This is a genomic window from Photobacterium sp. R1 (assembly GCF_054600795.1).
Genome location: NZ_BAAHZP010000008.1, coordinates 19,112 through 34,613, shown reverse-complemented (window position 1 = coordinate 34,613; position 15,502 = coordinate 19,112). Strand labels below are relative to the sequence as shown.

Below are 15,502 nucleotides of genomic sequence, written 5' to 3'. Positions count from 1 at the left end.
AGCTGGCGCCGACGGATGCGGTCGGATGCTTGACTGCATCCATTTGCCCTGTTAATAACTGATTCCGTTTGGATAAACGACAAGGTATGTCATGTCTGCAAAACACCCAATCATTGCAGTAACAGGTTCCTCCGGAGCAGGAACGTCCACCACTTCGGAAGCTTTCCGCAAGATGTTTAATATGCTGAATATCCATGCGGCATGGCTGGAAGGGGACAGTTTTCACCGTTTTACCCGTCCGGAAATGGATGTGGAGATCCGCAAAGCCAAGGAGCAGGGGCGCCACATCAGCTATTTTGGCCCGCAGGCCAATGACTTTGCGCTGCTGGAAAACTTTTTCCGTCAGTACGGTGAAGACGGCAGCGGAAAATACCGCCGTTATCTGCACACGTTTGATGAAGCCGTGCCCTATAACCAGATGCCGGGCACTTTTACACCCTGGCAGGATCTGCCGGAAAATACCGATCTGCTGTTTTATGAAGGCCTGCACGGCGGCGTCGTGGATGGCGATGTTAATGTTGCACAGCACGTCGACCTGCTGATTGGCATGGTCCCGATTGTGAACCTGGAATGGATTCAGAAAATTGTGCGGGATACCCGCGATCGCGGCCACTCCAGAGAAGCGGTGATGGAGTCCATCGTCCGTTCAATGGATGATTATCTCAATTACATTACTCCGCAGTTTTCCCGGACCCATATTAACTTCCAGCGGGTGCCGACGGTTGATACCTCCAACCCGGTCAGTGCGAAAGCCATCCCCAGTCTGGATGAGAGTTTTGTGGTGATCCGTTTCCGTGGCATCAAGAATGTTGATTTCCCGTATCTGCTGGCGATGATCCAGGGCTCATTTATGTCGCGCCATAATACGCTGGTGGTGCCGGGCGGGAAGATGAGCTTTGCGATGGAGCTGATCATGCGGCCGCTGATCCAGCAGCTGATCGATACCGGGAAAATTGGATAACCGGGCCTCATTGAAAAAACGCCTGTGCAGGTTTGCCAGGCGTTTTTTGTTTCAGGTTAATCCCTGAGTTTTTTTTGAAACCAGGCCGGTACGGTCTGGTCCAGCCAGAAAGTCGGCTCGCGCCAGCTGCCGCTGATAAAACCGACATGGCCCCCGTATTGGGTCAGGTGATACTCGATATGGGCAGGCAGCGGCTGTGTCGGGATGACTGCTGCCGTCATGAAAGGATCGTCAGCGGCATGAATCACCCGCAACGGGGTCTGTACCTGCGCCAGTTTTCCCAGTCCGCTGCAACGTTGATAGTAGTCGGCCGCATCAGCAAAGCCATGCAGTGGCGCTGTGACGGTATCGTCAAACTGTCGCAGCGATGCGATTCCAGCAATCTGTTCGGTCTGAAAGGGCAGCAGGTCCGGTAACGCAGCCATTTTTTTCAGCATATTTTTCTTCATGGAACCGAGCAGGTAGCGCTGGTAGACCCGGGAAAACCCCTGTTCAATCCGGGACGAGCAGGCTGACAGATCCAAGGGTGGAGAAATGACCTGAGCTGCGGTCAGTCCGGATGCTTCGCCGGTTTCAGCCAGATAGTTCACCAGCATATTACCCCCCAGAGAAACTCCCACCGCCAGCAATGGATGATGCGGAAAACGTTCGCGTAACTGGTCGATGAAGTAACGTGCATCACTGGTTTCACCGGAGTGATAGCTCCGGGCCTGACGGTTAATTTCTCCGCTGCATCCGCGAAAATGCATCATCACACCCAGCCAGCCCTGCTGTCTGGCCGCAAAAAGCAGACTGTGCGCATAAGGGCAGTGGAAACTGCCTTCCAGCCCGTGAAAGAGGATCATGATTGGCATGTGTGCCGGGTGCTGCTCGGGCGCGGCCGTCCAGACCAGGTCGAGAAAATCATCGTCCGGGGTCTGAATCCGCTCCGTCAGAGGTTCGAACAGGGCCTGACGACGGAACAGTCGTGGCAGAATGGTTTGCAGGTGTGCGTTGCGCAGGCCGGTTGCGGGCTGAAAGTGCTTCATGGTGTTCTCCAGCTGTTCTGACCGTCAGAGCGGGAAATCCGGGTAAGGCGACTGAGTCAGCAGCTCAGCCAGAATCGCCAGACCCTGTTCAAGTTTATCATGACTGTGCGGCGCACTGATGGCCAGACGCACTGCCTGCTGAATTGTGCTGCCCGGCGGCGTGAACAGTTCAGCAGATTTGACCACCACATCCCGGGCTTCAGCGGCAGCAACGAAGTCGCTCAGGCGCCAGTGATCGGGCAAGGTCAGCCAGGCGTGGAAGCCCGGTAACTGATACTGAACCTGAAACGGCTCCAGATAGCGTTCGAGCAGTCGGGCTCGCTGCTGCATGTCTTGCCGGATCTGCTGTAATGTCCGGTCGGCATCTCCCTGACGGATCAATTCGCAGGCCAGTGCACTGAGCAGCGGACTGATCATCAGGCAGTGATGGTGTAGCGCCGTGTTCAGTCGGGTCTGATGTTTTAACGGCACCTGGATGTAGCCAAGCCGCAGGCCGGGTGCCAGACATTTGGACAGGCTGCCGAAGTGGATCACCTGCTCGCTGTCGAGATTGACCAGAGGCGGCGGTGTCTCTGACGGTAACAGGCCGTTGACATCGTCTTCAATGATCAGCACCTGATGACGGCGGCAGACTGCCAGTATGGCTTCACGCCGTTCCCGGCTCATGGTGGCCGCTGTCGGGTTTTGCAGGGTGGGCGTACAGTACAGCATCCGCGGCTGGTACTGACGGCAGGCTATCTCCAGACTGTCCGGGAGCAGGCCTTCTGCATCCATCTCCACGGCTTTGACATTCATCTGCATCTGTCGGGCCAGTCCGAGAAATCCGGGATAACTCACCTGTTCGGTCAGCAGGGTATCGCCGCTGCGGCAAAAAACAGACAGAACGAGCTGAATTGCATGTTGCGCCCCGGACGTGAAATGCATCCGGGCGGGATCGAGCTGGACGCCGTGTGTACTCAGCCAGTGGCTGATGACCTCACGATGCGCCGTCAGACCTTGCGGGTCCTGATACAGCATCAGATGATTGAGCAGATCCGGATGCTGACTCAGCGTCTGCATGGCGCTGGCCATCATCGCAGATCTGTCGATTGCAGGCGGAATATTATAACCGAAATTACATTCGTCCGGTGCCTGGTTCGGATAGCTGAACACCCAGTCCGGGCGGTTGCGCGGGCAGACATATGTCCCGGCGCCGACTCTGGCTTCAACCAGCCCCCGTCGTTCGGTTTCCGCGTACGCTCGGGTGATGGTGCCAACCGTCACGCCGAGACGATCGGCCAGTGCGCGGTGAGTCGGCAGTTTGCTGCCTGCAGCCAGTTGTCCGGATTCGATTTGCTGCGCGATAGCCTCGGCCAGCCGGCGGTAAATCGGACGCCCGTCTTCGCTCTGCCGGAGAAAGGCTTGCTGAATTGTCTCAATTGTCATGGTGACAATAAATCCTTTGATTCCAATTTATCCCCTTGTTAGGCTGCATTTTGACCTTAATTTTGGTTGACATGCAAGCTCAATATTAAATTGTATCGATACAATAAGAATTATCTTCATGGAGTAAAACATGAACATTGAATGGCAGTTTTTGATTTCACTGATGGCATTCGCTGCGACGATGACGGGGACTCCGGGGCCGAACAATATGATGGTCACCGCTTCAGGGGCGAATTTTGGCTACTGGCGGACGATCCCGCACATCCTCGGGATCGGTTTTGGTCTGGTCAGTATGATTCTGTTGGTGGCCGCAGGGCTCGGGGTGATTTTTGTCCGTTATCCGGTTCTGCATGAGGCACTGCGCTGGTTGGGGAGCGCATATTTGTTGTATCTGGCCTGGAAAATCGCCACGGCAGGCGGACAAGTTCAGGTGGATGACCACGATGCCCGGCCGATGTCTTTTGTCGCCGCAGCGTTGTTTCAGTATGTGAATCCGAAGGCGTGGATGATGTCAGTGACTGCGATCAGCACTTTCACCTCTGCAGGTGAGGCTTACTGGTCCTCAGCTCTGACTGTGGCGACGGTTTTTTATGTGATTGGGTTTCCCTGTGTGTCGCTCTGGGCCGGATTCGGGACGCTGATTGGTCGCTGGCTGAATCAACCTCAGGCAAGGCAGCGTTTTAATCTGACGATGGGGACACTGACAGCGGGGTGTGTGGCAATGATTTGGTAAGGCAGATGCCTGCCTTACCCTGATTGAAGCACGGTCAGCCCCGAATCTGTAATGCCAGGTTGTCCGCTTCCAGCCGCTGACAATACTGACCCAGGTTATCGGCGGGTGGCGGCAGAGCCGCTCTGGGTTGCTGAGCCTGATGATTCAGGCAGCTAATCAGATCCTGCTGCTGGTTCTGCTCCAGCATGAGTTCAAAGTCGATCATCTGCTGATAGCCCGCAGAGTCCAGCTGGGGTTTCAGATTGCGGCGTAACTGACGATAAGCCGTCAGTTGTGTTTCGGTTGCAGCCAGAGCCTGTTCCAGCTGGCGGATTTCAGTTGCCGACAGGGCGTACTGCTGGGTATCAAGCCAGTGCAGCAGCAGCGCCAGATTGACGTTTCCCTGAAATTCGTCCTGCAGTTGCAGGCATGCCTGGCTGACGCCTTCTAAGCTGTAGTGCTGGAGGCAGAAGCGCCAGAATAAATCGGCCTGAAAGCCTTGACCCCTCGGGTGATCAGTTGCTGACATTGAATTCCTGCTCCATGCTTTCAAGTTGCTCCTGCAATTCCATCCACGCCATTTCGACGTCTTCCAGCTCACTTTTGGCCTGGCTCTGCGTCTGCAGTGCCTGATTCAGCCGCACCTTGTTTTCGGCTTCGTAAATACTGCCATCGGAGAGTGCCGCTTCAGCCTGAGCCAGAGTCTGGCTCAGTTTCTCCATCTGAGTATCCAGTTTCTCAATCTGTTTTCGCAGCGGTGCGGTCTGTTTGCGGAATTCAGCTTCCAGACGTTTTTGTTCTTTGCGGGAGGCAGCACTGTTGTCCTTGCTGGCTGATTCCGGCTTGGTGGCCTGTTGTTCCCGGCGCTCGTTACGTTGCTGTTCGGTCAGCCATTTGTGGTAATCGTTGAGGTCGCCGTCGAATGGCTCAACCTGGCGGTCATGGACCAGATACAAATCATCGGTCGTCGCCCGCAGCAGGTAACGATCGTGACTGACGATTACCATCGCACCTTCGAAGGACTGCAATGCCAGTGTCAGTGCCTGACGCATGTCGAGATCCAGATGGTTGGTCGGTTCGTCAAGCAGCAGCAGGTTCGGACGCTGCCAGACAATCAGTGCCAGCACCAGACGGGCTTTCTCTCCGCCGGAAAACGGGCCGACCAGGTCCAATGCTTTGTCGCCTTTAAAACCGAAGCTGCCGAGGTAATCACGCAGTTGCTGCTCAGTGGATTCCGGGGCCAGACGACTCATATGCTGCAGCGGCGTTTCGTCCAGTCGCAGGGTTTCCAGCTGATGCTGGGCAAAATAGCCAATTTTCACGCCCTGTGAGTAGGTCAGATCTCCGGCCTGAGGCGCCAGCTCGGCAGACAGCAGTTTGATCAGGGTTGATTTACCGGCACCGTTCCGGCCCAGCAGACCAATCCGGCTGCCCGGCACCAGATTGAGACGAATTTTGTCGAGGATTTGGACTTCTCCGTAACCGGCGGCCACCTGATCCATCATGATGATTGGATTGGGCAGGCTGTCCGGCTCGCGGAATTCGAAGTTGAACGGGTTATCAAACTGAGCCGGCAGTACCTTTTCCATGCGCTCCAGTGCCTTAATCCGGCTCTGAGCCTGGCGGGCTTTGCTGGCTTTATACCGGAAGCGGTCGATATAGGATTGCATGTGCGCCATTTGTTTCTGCTGTTTCTGGAACATCGACTGTTGCAGGATCAGCTTTTCGGCGCGCTGGTTTTCAAACGACGAGTAGTTGCCCGTGTATTCGTTCAGGTGCTGGTTTTCGACATGGATGATCCGTCCGACCACAGGATCGAGGAAATCGCGGTCGTGGGAAATCAAAACCAGCGTCCCCCGGTAGTTCTGGAGCCATTTTTCCAGCCAGAGAACTGCATCCAGATCCAGGTGGTTGGTCGGTTCGTCGAGCAGCAGCAGATCAGAGCGGCACAGCAGGGCCTGAGCCAGGTTGAGACGCATCCGCCAGCCACCGGAGAACTGCGTCAGATTCCAGCCCATCTGATCCTGTGAGAATCCGAGGCCATCCAGCAGTTCGGAGGCCCGGGCTTTAATACTGTAGCCGCCAATGGCATCCAGCTGGTCGTGCAGCAGGGCAACTTTGTTGCCGTCATCGGCCTGTTCGGCAGCCAGTAAGGCTTGCTCCAGCTGACGGTATTCACGATCGCCGTCGATGACATAGTCCAGGGCGGTCCGCTCCAGAGCCGGGGTTTCCTGCGCCACCCAGGCCAGTTCCCAGTGCGACGGGACGGAATGCTGACCGGCATCTACACTCAGTTCGCCTTTGATCAGGGCAAACAGGGTGGATTTACCGCAGCCATTCTTGCCAACCAGGCCGACTTTATCGCCCGGATGAATGGTGGCCGTTGCTTGATCCAGCAGGACGTTGCCGCCCCGGAGCAATTGAATATCAGAAAAAGTGATCATTGCCTGTTACTACCGGCTGTTGCCGCTCCACAACAAATAGGTGACTGGTGCGGGAGTCTATAACAATCTGCGTTGAACTGCGAACAGGTGCAGGGGGCGCCGGGAAAGGATTCATATTTTTGCCGTTGAAATCTCAGGAACAAAGCGATCCACACGGCGGCAGAATTCGGTATGATGCTTTGATGAGTCCTGTCAGTCCGGCTCATGCGGTGACTCAGGGAAATGAGGAAAAGGCCTATGGAACAAGCCCCACCACGTATTCTTCTTATTTATGCGCATCCGGATCCGGATGCTTCCGTGGCGAACAAAGCCATGCTGTCTGCCGTGGCAAATCTGCCTCACGTGACCTTTCACGACCTCTACGGCAAGTACCCTGATTTTTTTATTGATGCGGCCTGTGAACGGGAATTAGTCAGTCAGCATGACATGCTGGTTTTTCAGCACCCGCTTTATATGTATTCCTGCCCGGCTTTGCTCAAAGAGTGGATAGATGTGGTGCTGAGTAAAGGCTTTGCCCACGGAGAAGGGACGGGGACCAAAGGCAAGTACTGGCGCTCGGTGATCACCACCGGCGGAGCTGCGGAAGCTTACACACCGGATGGGTATAACCGCTGCAGCGTGGCTGAGATTTTGAAGCCTTTTGAGCTGACGGCTGAGCTGTGCCAGATGCACTGGCTCCCGCCTCTGGTGCTCCACTGGGCACGGCGCATCCCGGATGCAGAGCGTCGGGCGCATGCACAATACTACCGGGAGTGGCTGATGTTACCTCTGGCAGAAGCAAGTCAGGAGGGGAAACATGGCGTCTGATGTATTAACCAGCAGTGTTGTGTTCTTGGCGGCGGCTGTGGTTGCAGTTCCGGTGGCCCAGCGACTCGGGCTGGGGTCGGTGCTCGGGTATCTGCTGGCCGGGATTGGCATCGGCCCCTGGGGGCTGGGACTGATCAATGATGTCGAGGCGGTTCTGCATTTTTCAGAATTCGGTGTGGTTTTGCTGCTGTTTCTGATCGGTCTGGAACTGAACCCCGGCAAACTGTGGCAGATGCGCCAGCCGATCCTTGGTCTGGGCGGCAGTCAGGTCGTACTGACCAGCCTGGTCATTGCCACGGTTGTGCTGTTGTGTGAGCAGTTCATCGGGAATCTGGACTGGCGGGTGGCGCTGGTGATTGGGATGGGCTTGGCCCTGTCTTCAACGGCGATTGCCCTTCGGGTGATAGAAGAGCAGGGGATCGGACGTTCGGATACTGGTCAGTCCGGCTTTGCCGTGCTGCTTTTTCAGGATATTGCCGTGATCCCGATGCTGGCTTTTCTGCCCTTACTGGCAGGAAGCGAGGGCGGCAACTGGCTGGATCTGGTCGCCATGGTGGCGGGAATCGCTGTGCTGCTGGTGGGCGGCCATTTCCTGTTACGACCGCTGTTTCGCTGGGTCGTGATGTCCGGGGTTCGGGAACTGTTCACCGTGACAGCGCTGCTGCTGGTTATTGGGATCGCGCTGGGCATGGAAACGCTGGGTCTGTCGATGGCACTGGGAACTTTTCTGGCGGGCGTGCTGCTGGCTGAGAGCGAGTACCGCCATGAGCTGGAGATCGCCATAGAGCCGTTTAAGGGACTGCTGCTCGGCCTGTTTTTTATCTCAGTCGGCATGGCGGTGAATCTGGGACTGTTGCTGGATTACCCCCTGCAGATCCTGGCGGCGGTTGTCGCACTGGTAGTGGTAAAAGGACTGCTGCTGTATCTGCTTGCGCGTTTGTTTGGCATTCAGGCCAAATCCCGCAGCCAGATGGCGGCTATTCTCAGTCAGGGAGGCGAGTTTGCATTCGTGCTGTTCACGGCGGCCCAAAGTGAGGGATTGCTCAATGCAGAGCTGACCGGTTTTTTGCTGGTGGTGGTCAGCCTGTCGATGATGACCACGCCGCTGGTGCTGCGTTTACAGGACAAATGGTTCGTCCGGACCTTTCAGGCTGAGGCGGGGGATGAACCTGAATCGGATGTGATTGATCGGGAACCCAGGGTGATCATTACCGGGTTTGGCCGTTTCGGGCAGGTGGTAGGACGGCTGTTGTTCGCCAATAAAATCCGGGTGACGATTCTGGAACGGGATCCCGGTCAGATCCAGTTTCTGCGCAAGTTCGGCTATAAGGTGTATTATGGCGACGCCAGCCAGCTTGACCTGCTGCGTGCCGCCGGAGCCGAGAAAGCGGAAGCCATTATTATCTGCACCGACAGTCCGGAGGAGGTGATGCAGGTGGTGGCAATTTGCCAGCAGCACTTTCCACGTCTGAAGATTCTGGCCCGGGCCCGCAGTCGGGTGGAAGCGCACCAACTGCTTAGCCACGGTGTTGATATGTTCTCCCGGGAAACCTTTGCTGGTGCGCTGGATTTAGGTCGTCAGGCACTGGTGGCACTGGGAATGCACCCATATAAGGCCAAGCGGGCTGAGGCACATTTCCGGAAACTGGATACCACCGCTTTACGGGATTTGTTGCCGCAGCATTCGGAAGATGTGCACCTGGCAACCCGGGCAAAAGAAGCCCGCAAAGAGCTGGAAGAGATTTTTGACCGCGAGATGCGCGGTGAGCGTGAGCGGCATAACGGCTGGGACTGACCCGCCGTAAATTGAGACCATCCCAGGCAGTACAGGAAGGGAGCTATGACCAAGAAACGATTTATCGCCGGTGCGGTGTGCCCGGCCTGTCAGCAGCAGGACACGTTACGCTGGTGGCTGGAAAATGAGGTGGAGAAAGTCGAATGTGTCGCTTGTCACCACACGGATACCCGCCTGCCGAAATCTGTTGAAGACAGTAAACATGTGGCCGGAACGGCTCAGGAACAAGTGATCGGGATTTTTAAGCCGGAATGAATCCCGGCCGAATGTTTCGATCAGTATTGGCGTCTGGCAGGGCAGATCCGGTATGATTACAGGTTAAATCCCCTGCTCAAATTCGGAGTAAACATGAAAGTCGCTAAAGACACCGTAGTAAGCCTGGCTTACCAAGTGAAAACCGAAGAAGGTATTGTCGTTGATCAGTCAACAACAGATGCGCCGCTGGATTACCTGCACGGCCACAACAACCTGATCATCGGTCTGGAAAAAGCTCTGGAAGGCCGTGCAGTTGGCGATAAGTTCGAAGTGACTGTGGCACCGGAAGAAGCATACGGCGAGCACCATGCAGAAATGGTTCAGCGCGTTCCGGCTGAAGTGTTCCAGGGTGTGGACGAAATTACTGTTGGCATGCGTTTCCTGGCAGACACCGATCAGGGTCCAATCCCGGTAGAAGTGACTGAAGTTGACGGCGACGAAGTTGTTGTTGACGGCAACCACATGCTGGCGGGCCAGACACTGACGTTTGATGTGGAAATTGTTGCGACTCGTGCTGCAACGGAAGAAGAAATTTCTCACGGCCATATTCATCAGGCGGGCGGTTGTGGACACGACCACGACCATGATCACGACCATGAAGGTGGTTGTTGCGGACATGACCACTAAGTCATGACGGCAAAACGGGAAGCGCAGGCTTCCCGTTTTTGTATCAATGTTTTTCCCTCAGTAGTGAGGGGGTGGTGTTTCTTCGCTCTCACTGGCGATATTGGAAACCTGGCCTGACTTCACTTTGCCCACCAGATAGCGCATCTGGACCTGCATCTTATCGATCAGAAACTGCTGTTGCGTCAGCGCGTCATTGAGCTCTTCAATCGTCTGCTCCTGAAAAGCCTGTTTCATTTCCAGCTCATCTATCTGAGCCTGTAGCTTTTTTTCAATGTCTGTCATGGTTGATGATCATCGGTCATTCGGGACGGTGCCAATCCTGAGCAATGCCGGCTGAGCTGCCTGAGCGGACATCGCCGAGTGGCGTAATGGCCACATCATACACCACCGCTGACCCCGGGCGCTCGTTTTCTTGTGTGGCCGCTTGCCAGTAGCCCTGTCTGTTGCCAGTCACGGTGTTCCACAGTTCAACCCGGCGGGAGGGCGTGCCGGTAGCCAGTTGCAAGCCATCATCAGAAAAGCGGGCACTGGAGAAGTTTTGCTGCCTCAGACGAATGTTCAGAGAAGATTGTTTCTGCCCGTTCGTTAAATTCCAGATAAACGCCTCGTTGCCGCTGTCGGCTGTCATTGCCAGCTTGCCATCTCGCTGCAGGCTCACCTGATTGACCCGCATCGTGTGTTCAAACTGATATAAAATCTGACCGGTTTGGGTATCCCAGAGAAAAGCACGTTTGTCATCACCGCCGGAGAGGGCGTAGTGGCCATTCGGTGAAATGGCTACAGAATTCACTTTTTCCCGGTGGGCGAGGAACTCCAGCCGCCTTCCGTTGCCCAAGTCGACGTACAGTGCTTTGCCGTTTGACAGGGCCAGCAGCACCTGCTTGCCGTCATTGGCGATTGTTGCATCCCGGATGATGCCGTCGGATATCGACCAGAGTCCCTGAGCCTGTCCCCAGGCCAGATCCCAGATTGCAAAGTTCTGTGCTGTTGCGGTGATTGCGTAGCGGTGATTGTCAGAAATATCACTATTTGTCACGGTTGTGTGATGTGGATCTTGAGAACCTAAACTCGCTAACTTTTTGTTTTGCTGTAGATCCCAGAGCACGATACCTTGTTGGGCTGAATAAAATAAGGCAAAGCGGCCATCCCTGCTCAGACTGAAAGCGGTTGCGCCTTGCGGTGCCAGATCCCAGCGCTGACGTTCGGGACCTGAAATATCGCAACCTGAGACAGAGATCAGGGTCAGAATGAAAATGGCTGCTATAAAAATGTGACGCATTTGCTGACTTTCCGTGTTTCGGCCGCTTTTGCCCGGTGTTGATCCCATTGAAACCCGGGTGTTATCACCAACGGCAAGAAAAAAGTTGGTATTAGTATATTGATATGGCATGGTTTTAACACAACTGTGAAAAATTATGCATAAAGTTAAGAGCTTAGCCTCTGGAAAAATGGAGAGAGAGATGAAACCAGTTCTGAAAGTGTCTTTACTGGCAGCAACCATTCTGCTGGCAGTAGGTTGTCAGGATGAGAAAACCTCGGCACCTGCAGAAAAAGCAGAGTCAGCTGCTCAGGTTGAGCAGACTGCAGCCGAAGCGACAAAAGCGTTTGAATCTGAAGATCAGAAAGCCGCTTACGCAATTGGTGCTTCGCTGGCACAGTACTTGTCTGCAAACCTGGAACAGCAAAAAGAGCTGGGCCTGGAACTGAAAAAAGAAGATGTCCTGGCTGGTGTCAGTGATGTATTCGCCGGCAACAGCCGTCTGAGCCAGGAAGAAACTCAGCAGACGTTGCAGGAACTGGACAAGCGCGTTTCTGATATGATGGCGACGAAAGCCAAAGCAGAAGCTGAAGAAAATGCCAAAACAGGCGATGACTTCCGCGCTGAGTTCGAGAAGCAGGAAGGCGTGAAGAAAACTGAGTCAGGTCTGCTGTATGCAGTCGAAACTGAAGGTCAGGGCGATAAGCCGAAAGCCACCGACACTGTGAAGGTTCACTATAAAGGTACGCTGGTTGACGGGACTGAGTTCGATAGTTCTTACAAGCGTAACCAGCCTGCAACTTTCCCGCTGAATCAGGTGATTCCGGGCTGGACTGAAGGCGTTCAGCTGATGCCTGTCGGTTCTAAGTTCAAGTTTGTGATTCCGCCTGAGCTGGCATACGGCTCTCAGGCTAACCCAAGCATTCCTGCAAACTCAACGTTGGTATTTGAAGTTGAACTGCTGGATATCGTGAAGGCCAAGAAAGACGCTGACGACGAGTAATCGTTCATTGTCTGCAATTTCCAAAAGCCCGGCTATAAGCCGGGCTTTTTTATTACTTCAGTCTGGTTTCTGTCCTGTTTTGTGCGTTGCAAATTTCATTTTGTGAAGACCTGTATTCATATTCTGATAAACTTGCAAGCAAGAATTGAATTTTTCCCCGTTTCGTTGAAATGCAGGATTGCCTGTAAAACCGGGTCACGGGAATGAGCAAGGAAGACAGGAAAGTGGTATCAGCAGATAACTTTGGCACTGAAGTCATGGTGGAAAGTGACTTAATTGAAACCCGAACGTTTACCGAACATGACTTTACCATTTTACGTTCATATGAAGCCGTCGTTGATGGCCTGGCCGCACTGATCGGCCCGTTCTGTGAAATTGTGCTGCACTCGCTGGCAGACCTGAATACTTCGGCGATCAAAATTGCCAATGGTGAAAACACCGGCCGTAAGGTGGGATCGCCCATCACGGATCTTGCCCTGCGAATGTTGCGAGATATCGAAGGGTCGGAACGTAATTTTTCCCGTGCCTATTTTACGCGTGCCAAGGGTGGGGCTCTGATGAAGTCCATCACCATCGCTATCCGTAATGCCGATGACAATATCATTGGTCTGCTGTGTATTAACGTGAATCTGGATGCGCCTTTCTCTCAGATCCTGCAATCTTTCATGCCGACCGATGAAGCTAAACAGGCGGCATCCAGTGTGAATTTTGCCAGTGATGTGGATGAGCTGGTGGATCAGACGGTTGAACGCACGATTGAAGAAATCAATGCAGACAAGAACGTGTCGAACAATGCGAAAAACCGTCAGATCGTGATGGAGCTGTACGATAAAGGTATCTTTGATATTAAAGATGCGATTAACCGTGTGGCCGATCGTCTGAATATTTCCAAACATACCGTGTATCTCTACATTCGGCAGCGTAAAACCGAGGATGGCGAAAAATGAGCCTGACTTTTGCGCTGGTGGTGGATGGCCCGGCCTACGGGACACAGAACGCCAGAAGCGCATTGCAGTTTGCACAGGCAGTGATTGCAGCCGGCCATCAGTTACAGCGGGTGTTTTTCTATCAGGACGGGATTCACAACGGCTCTGTTCTGGTCTCACCGGCTTCGGATGAGTTTGATTTGCTGGCAGCCTGGCAGCAACTGGGCCGTGAACATGGGGTTGAACTGCAAACCTGTGTGGCTGCGGCACTTCGGCGGGGCGTTGTCAGTGAGCAGGAAGCCAGTCAAAACACGCTGCCCGGCAATAATCTGGCCGACGGCTTCGAACAGGCGGGGTTGGGTGGCCTGGCAGAAGTGCTGCTGAGTGCTGATCGCGTCATTCAGTTTTAATCAATTCGGAAATCCTTATGTCGATTGGGTTCGTTTTTCGTTCCGTCCCCCATGGCAGTAACAGCGGCCGGGAAGGGCTGGATGCTGTGCTGGCAACCTCTGCTTACAGTGAAGAAATCCAGCTCTTCTTTATCGGGGATGGGGTCTGGCAATTATTAAAAGGGCAGCAGGGCGACCAGGTTCTGAGCCGTGAATACAGTGTCGCGTTCAAGATGCTGTCCCTCTATGACATTGAAGACATCTGGGTTTGCGGCGAATCGCTGTCAAAGCGCGGACTGTCGGCGGATGATTTGCTGATTGCCGCTGAAGTTCTGGGCCGCGATGAATTCAGTCACAGATTGCATCGCTGTCAGAAAATACTGAGTTATTAACCCGCAACCTGCCAACGGGGCGATTTATGCTACACATGGTCTTTTCCTCTCCTTTTCAAAATCGCGCTTTACAGCAATGTGCTGAACAGCTCCTGCCGGGCGATGATGTTTTGTTGTTGCAGGATGCGGCAGTGGCTGCCGTGTCACCGGGTCAGCTGGATCAGGTGCTGGGTCAGGGTGCGTCAGTGTATGTGCTGGAAGCGGATCTGCTGGCCCGGGGGCTGGCAGGGCGCACGTCCTCTGAAGTTGAAGTGATCGATCACAATCAATTTGTCGAGCTGACGATCAGCCATCCGAACAGCATGAAATGGGCATAGTGACGGGTGATGAAAAAGAGAACAGACCGGTGAAAAGCAGTGATTAAGAAATGATCATTGCTGTGATCGCTGTATATATCTTGACACCTTATAGTCCGACGCCTAAAATTTCGCGTCCTCCTGTTGTTGGGAGGCGGATTTTTCACCTTTACGAAAGTAAATAATCAGGAGCTATTTAATGGCAACTATTAACCAGCTGGTACGCAAACCACGTGCAAAGCAAGTTGTTAAAAGCAACGTGCCTGCGCTAGAAGCGTGTCCACAAAAGCGTGGTGTATGTACTCGTGTATACACTACTACTCCAAAAAAACCAAACTCCGCACTGCGTAAAGTATGTCGTGTACGTCTGACCAACGGTTTTGAAGTTACTTCATACATCGGTGGTGAAGGCCACAACCTGCAAGAGCACAGTGTTGTTCTGATCCGTGGTGGTCGTGTTAAAGACCTTCCGGGTGTGCGTTACCACACTGTTCGTGGTGCACTTGACTGTGCAGGCGTTAACGACCGTAAACAAGGTCGTTCTAAGTACGGTGTGAAGCGTCCTAAGTCTTAATGGAATCCGTTAAGTAAGGCCAAACACTAAATTAACTGTAATTTTGAAAAAACTGAAAAGTTTTGGATAAAACCTGAAGAAGACAACGGAGAATTTCCATGCCACGTCGTCGCGTAATTGGTCAGCGTAAGATCCTTCCAGATCCTAAATTCAAATCTGAATTGCTGGCAAAATTCGTCAACATCCTGATGGTTGACGGTAAGAAATCTACTGCAGAGAAAATTGTTTACACTGCACTGGATACTATGGCTGAGCGCTCTGGTGAAGAGCACCTGGCTATTTTTGAAAAAGCTCTTGAAAACGTTCGCCCAGCGGTAGAGGTTAAATCTCGCCGTGTAGGTGGTTCAACTTACCAGGTACCAGTAGAAGTACGTCCAGTACGTCGTAATGCTCTGGCTATGCGTTGGTTGGTTGAAGCTGCGCGTAAGCGTGGTGAAAAATCTATGGCTGCTCGTCTGGCTGCTGAAATGCTGGACGCATCCGACAACAAAGGTTCTGCTGTTAAGAAACGTGAAGACGTTCACCGTATGGCAGAAGCGAACAAAGCGTTCGCACACTACCGCTGGTAATTTCGTTATTAGCGACTGGGCGCAGCAGGCTTGGCCTGCTG

General features: G+C 53.7%; 19 protein-coding genes. 13 read left to right on the top strand and 6 right to left on the bottom strand.

The genetic code is table 11. The features are described 5' to 3' along the window. Positions 1-91 precede the first annotated feature (91 nt). Positions 92-961: a phosphoribulokinase gene (locus ACYP03_RS14465; protein WP_036754574.1), complete on the top strand. Its 870-nt coding sequence runs from the start codon at positions 92-94 to the stop codon at positions 959-961. Positions 962-1,017: 56 nt separating this feature from the next. Here ACYP03_RS14465 and ACYP03_RS14460 read toward each other — a convergent pair whose 3' ends face one another. Both ACYP03_RS14460 and ACYP03_RS14455 read right to left on the bottom strand, forming a co-directional pair. Then, on the bottom strand, positions 1,018-1,989 hold the full coding sequence (locus ACYP03_RS14460; protein WP_459780611.1) for a hydrolase: 972 nt from the start codon (positions 1,987-1,989) through the stop codon (positions 1,018-1,020). Between the two features lie 24 nt (positions 1,990-2,013). After that, the gene (locus tag ACYP03_RS14455) at positions 2,014-3,414 is read right to left on the bottom strand and encodes an aminotransferase-like domain-containing protein (RefSeq protein ID WP_459780609.1); all 1,401 of its coding nucleotides are present in this window, start codon (positions 3,412-3,414) and stop codon (positions 2,014-2,016) included. A 130-nt stretch (positions 3,415-3,544) separates the two neighbouring features. On the opposite strand from ACYP03_RS14455, the gene ACYP03_RS14450 reads away from it, so the two are divergent. Continuing rightward, positions 3,545-4,147, top strand: a complete 603-nt coding sequence (locus ACYP03_RS14450; RefSeq protein ID WP_330961336.1) for a LysE family translocator — start codon at positions 3,545-3,547, stop codon at positions 4,145-4,147. Positions 4,148-4,181: 34 nt separating this feature from the next. Here the strand turns inward: ACYP03_RS14450 and ACYP03_RS14445 are convergent, their stop codons facing one another. Beyond that, the gene (locus ACYP03_RS14445; protein WP_459780607.1) at positions 4,182-4,655 is read right to left on the bottom strand and encodes a TIGR02444 family protein; all 474 of its coding nucleotides are present in this window, start codon (positions 4,653-4,655) and stop codon (positions 4,182-4,184) included. Beyond that, positions 4,642-6,570 (bottom strand): ABC transporter ATP-binding protein, encoded by a 1,929-nt coding sequence (locus tag ACYP03_RS14440; protein WP_459780605.1) that lies wholly within the window; start codon positions 6,568-6,570, stop codon positions 4,642-4,644. The genes ACYP03_RS14445 and ACYP03_RS14440 overlap by 14 nt, the downstream gene beginning before the upstream one ends. A 237-nt stretch (positions 6,571-6,807) precedes the next feature. Here ACYP03_RS14440 and kefG point away from each other — a divergent pair, with 237 nt between their 5' ends. The 4 genes from kefG to slyD all read left to right on the top strand — a co-directional run bounded on the left by kefG (position 6,808) and on the right by slyD (position 10,054). Next, positions 6,808-7,377, top strand: a complete 570-nt coding sequence (kefG, locus tag ACYP03_RS14435) for a glutathione-regulated potassium-efflux system ancillary protein KefG (protein ID WP_330961333.1) — start codon at positions 6,808-6,810, stop codon at positions 7,375-7,377. Beyond that, on the top strand, positions 7,367-9,172 hold the full coding sequence (gene kefB, locus ACYP03_RS14430; protein ID WP_248144389.1) for a glutathione-regulated potassium-efflux system protein KefB: 1,806 nt from the start codon (positions 7,367-7,369) through the stop codon (positions 9,170-9,172). Before kefG ends, kefB begins: the two co-directional genes overlap by 11 nt. A gap of 45 nt (positions 9,173-9,217) precedes the next feature. Beyond that, the gene (locus ACYP03_RS14425; RefSeq protein WP_036754556.1) at positions 9,218-9,427 is read left to right on the top strand and encodes a YheV family putative zinc ribbon protein; all 210 of its coding nucleotides are present in this window, start codon (positions 9,218-9,220) and stop codon (positions 9,425-9,427) included. A 93-nt stretch (positions 9,428-9,520) separates the two neighbouring features. Then, positions 9,521-10,054: a peptidylprolyl isomerase gene (gene slyD / locus ACYP03_RS14420; protein ID WP_248144387.1), complete on the top strand. Its 534-nt coding sequence runs from the start codon at positions 9,521-9,523 to the stop codon at positions 10,052-10,054. A 57-nt stretch (positions 10,055-10,111) separates the two neighbouring features. On the opposite strand, the gene ACYP03_RS14415 is transcribed toward slyD, so the two are convergent. Then, on the bottom strand, positions 10,112-10,336 hold the full coding sequence (locus ACYP03_RS14415; RefSeq protein WP_330961332.1) for a SlyX family protein: 225 nt from the start codon (positions 10,334-10,336) through the stop codon (positions 10,112-10,114). A 16-nt stretch (positions 10,337-10,352) separates the two neighbouring features. Further along, positions 10,353-11,333 (bottom strand): WD40 repeat domain-containing protein, encoded by a 981-nt coding sequence (locus ACYP03_RS14410; RefSeq protein ID WP_459780602.1) that lies wholly within the window; start codon positions 11,331-11,333, stop codon positions 10,353-10,355. Between the two features lie 181 nt (positions 11,334-11,514). Here ACYP03_RS14410 and fkpA point away from each other — a divergent pair, with 181 nt between their 5' ends. The 7 genes from fkpA to rpsG all read left to right on the top strand — a co-directional run bounded on the left by fkpA (position 11,515) and on the right by rpsG (position 15,461). Beyond that, a complete protein-coding gene (fkpA, locus tag ACYP03_RS14405) occupies positions 11,515-12,315 on the top strand; it encodes an FKBP-type peptidyl-prolyl cis-trans isomerase (protein ID WP_248144384.1) in 801 nt (266 codons plus the stop codon). Positions 12,316-12,572: 257 nt separating this feature from the next. Then, on the top strand, positions 12,573-13,262 hold the full coding sequence (locus tag ACYP03_RS14400; RefSeq protein ID WP_371929389.1) for a helix-turn-helix transcriptional regulator: 690 nt from the start codon (positions 12,573-12,575) through the stop codon (positions 13,260-13,262). Then, positions 13,259-13,651 (top strand): sulfurtransferase complex subunit TusD, encoded by a 393-nt coding sequence (tusD, locus tag ACYP03_RS14395; RefSeq protein ID WP_459780600.1) that lies wholly within the window; start codon positions 13,259-13,261, stop codon positions 13,649-13,651. The genes ACYP03_RS14400 and tusD overlap by 4 nt, the downstream gene beginning before the upstream one ends. A 17-nt stretch (positions 13,652-13,668) precedes the next feature. Then, on the top strand, positions 13,669-14,022 hold the full coding sequence (tusC, locus tag ACYP03_RS14390; protein WP_459780598.1) for a sulfurtransferase complex subunit TusC: 354 nt from the start codon (positions 13,669-13,671) through the stop codon (positions 14,020-14,022). Between the two features lie 26 nt (positions 14,023-14,048). Continuing rightward, positions 14,049-14,339 (top strand): sulfurtransferase complex subunit TusB, encoded by a 291-nt coding sequence (tusB, locus tag ACYP03_RS14385; protein ID WP_459780596.1) that lies wholly within the window; start codon positions 14,049-14,051, stop codon positions 14,337-14,339. 178 nt (positions 14,340-14,517) lie between these two features. Further along, complete coding sequence (rpsL, locus tag ACYP03_RS14380) at positions 14,518-14,892, top strand: 30S ribosomal protein S12 (protein ID WP_004399892.1); 375 nt, start codon at positions 14,518-14,520, stop codon at positions 14,890-14,892. Between the two features lie 98 nt (positions 14,893-14,990). After that, a complete protein-coding gene (gene rpsG, locus ACYP03_RS14375) occupies positions 14,991-15,461 on the top strand; it encodes a 30S ribosomal protein S7 (RefSeq protein WP_036754546.1) in 471 nt (156 codons plus the stop codon). Positions 15,462-15,502: the final 41 nt, after the last annotated feature.

What these genes read in the sequence shown, in the direction of transcription:
- ACYP03_RS14450 (WP_330961336.1), top strand. Translation starts at nt 3,545, where the DNA reads ATGAACATTGAATGGCAGTTTTTGATTTCACTGATGGCATTCGCTGCG.
- kefB (WP_248144389.1), top strand. Translation starts at nt 7,367, where the DNA reads ATGGCGTCTGATGTATTAACCAGCAGTGTTGTGTTCTTGGCGGCGGCT.
- ACYP03_RS14455 (WP_459780609.1), bottom strand. Translation starts at nt 3,414, where the DNA reads ATGACAATTGAGACAATTCAGCAAGCCTTTCTCCGGCAGAGCGAAGAC.
- ACYP03_RS14425 (WP_036754556.1), top strand. Translation starts at nt 9,218, where the DNA reads ATGACCAAGAAACGATTTATCGCCGGTGCGGTGTGCCCGGCCTGTCAG.
- ACYP03_RS14410 (WP_459780602.1), bottom strand. Translation starts at nt 11,333, where the DNA reads ATGCGTCACATTTTTATAGCAGCCATTTTCATTCTGACCCTGATCTCT.
- ACYP03_RS14445 (WP_459780607.1), bottom strand. Translation starts at nt 4,655, where the DNA reads ATGTCAGCAACTGATCACCCGAGGGGTCAAGGCTTTCAGGCCGATTTA.
- ACYP03_RS14415 (WP_330961332.1), bottom strand. Translation starts at nt 10,336, where the DNA reads ATGACAGACATTGAAAAAAAGCTACAGGCTCAGATAGATGAGCTGGAA.
- tusD (WP_459780600.1), top strand. Translation starts at nt 13,259, where the DNA reads ATGAGCCTGACTTTTGCGCTGGTGGTGGATGGCCCGGCCTACGGGACA.
- rpsL (WP_004399892.1), top strand. Translation starts at nt 14,518, where the DNA reads ATGGCAACTATTAACCAGCTGGTACGCAAACCACGTGCAAAGCAAGTT.
- fkpA (WP_248144384.1), top strand. Translation starts at nt 11,515, where the DNA reads ATGAAACCAGTTCTGAAAGTGTCTTTACTGGCAGCAACCATTCTGCTG.
- slyD (WP_248144387.1), top strand. Translation starts at nt 9,521, where the DNA reads ATGAAAGTCGCTAAAGACACCGTAGTAAGCCTGGCTTACCAAGTGAAA.
- kefG (WP_330961333.1), top strand. Translation starts at nt 6,808, where the DNA reads ATGGAACAAGCCCCACCACGTATTCTTCTTATTTATGCGCATCCGGAT.
- ACYP03_RS14440 (WP_459780605.1), bottom strand. Translation starts at nt 6,570, where the DNA reads ATGATCACTTTTTCTGATATTCAATTGCTCCGGGGCGGCAACGTCCTG.
- ACYP03_RS14465 (WP_036754574.1), top strand. Translation starts at nt 92, where the DNA reads ATGTCTGCAAAACACCCAATCATTGCAGTAACAGGTTCCTCCGGAGCA.
- ACYP03_RS14400 (WP_371929389.1), top strand. Translation starts at nt 12,573, where the DNA reads ATGGTGGAAAGTGACTTAATTGAAACCCGAACGTTTACCGAACATGAC.
- tusB (WP_459780596.1), top strand. Translation starts at nt 14,049, where the DNA reads ATGCTACACATGGTCTTTTCCTCTCCTTTTCAAAATCGCGCTTTACAG.
- ACYP03_RS14460 (WP_459780611.1), bottom strand. Translation starts at nt 1,989, where the DNA reads ATGAAGCACTTTCAGCCCGCAACCGGCCTGCGCAACGCACACCTGCAA.
- rpsG (WP_036754546.1), top strand. Translation starts at nt 14,991, where the DNA reads ATGCCACGTCGTCGCGTAATTGGTCAGCGTAAGATCCTTCCAGATCCT.
- tusC (WP_459780598.1), top strand. Translation starts at nt 13,669, where the DNA reads ATGTCGATTGGGTTCGTTTTTCGTTCCGTCCCCCATGGCAGTAACAGC.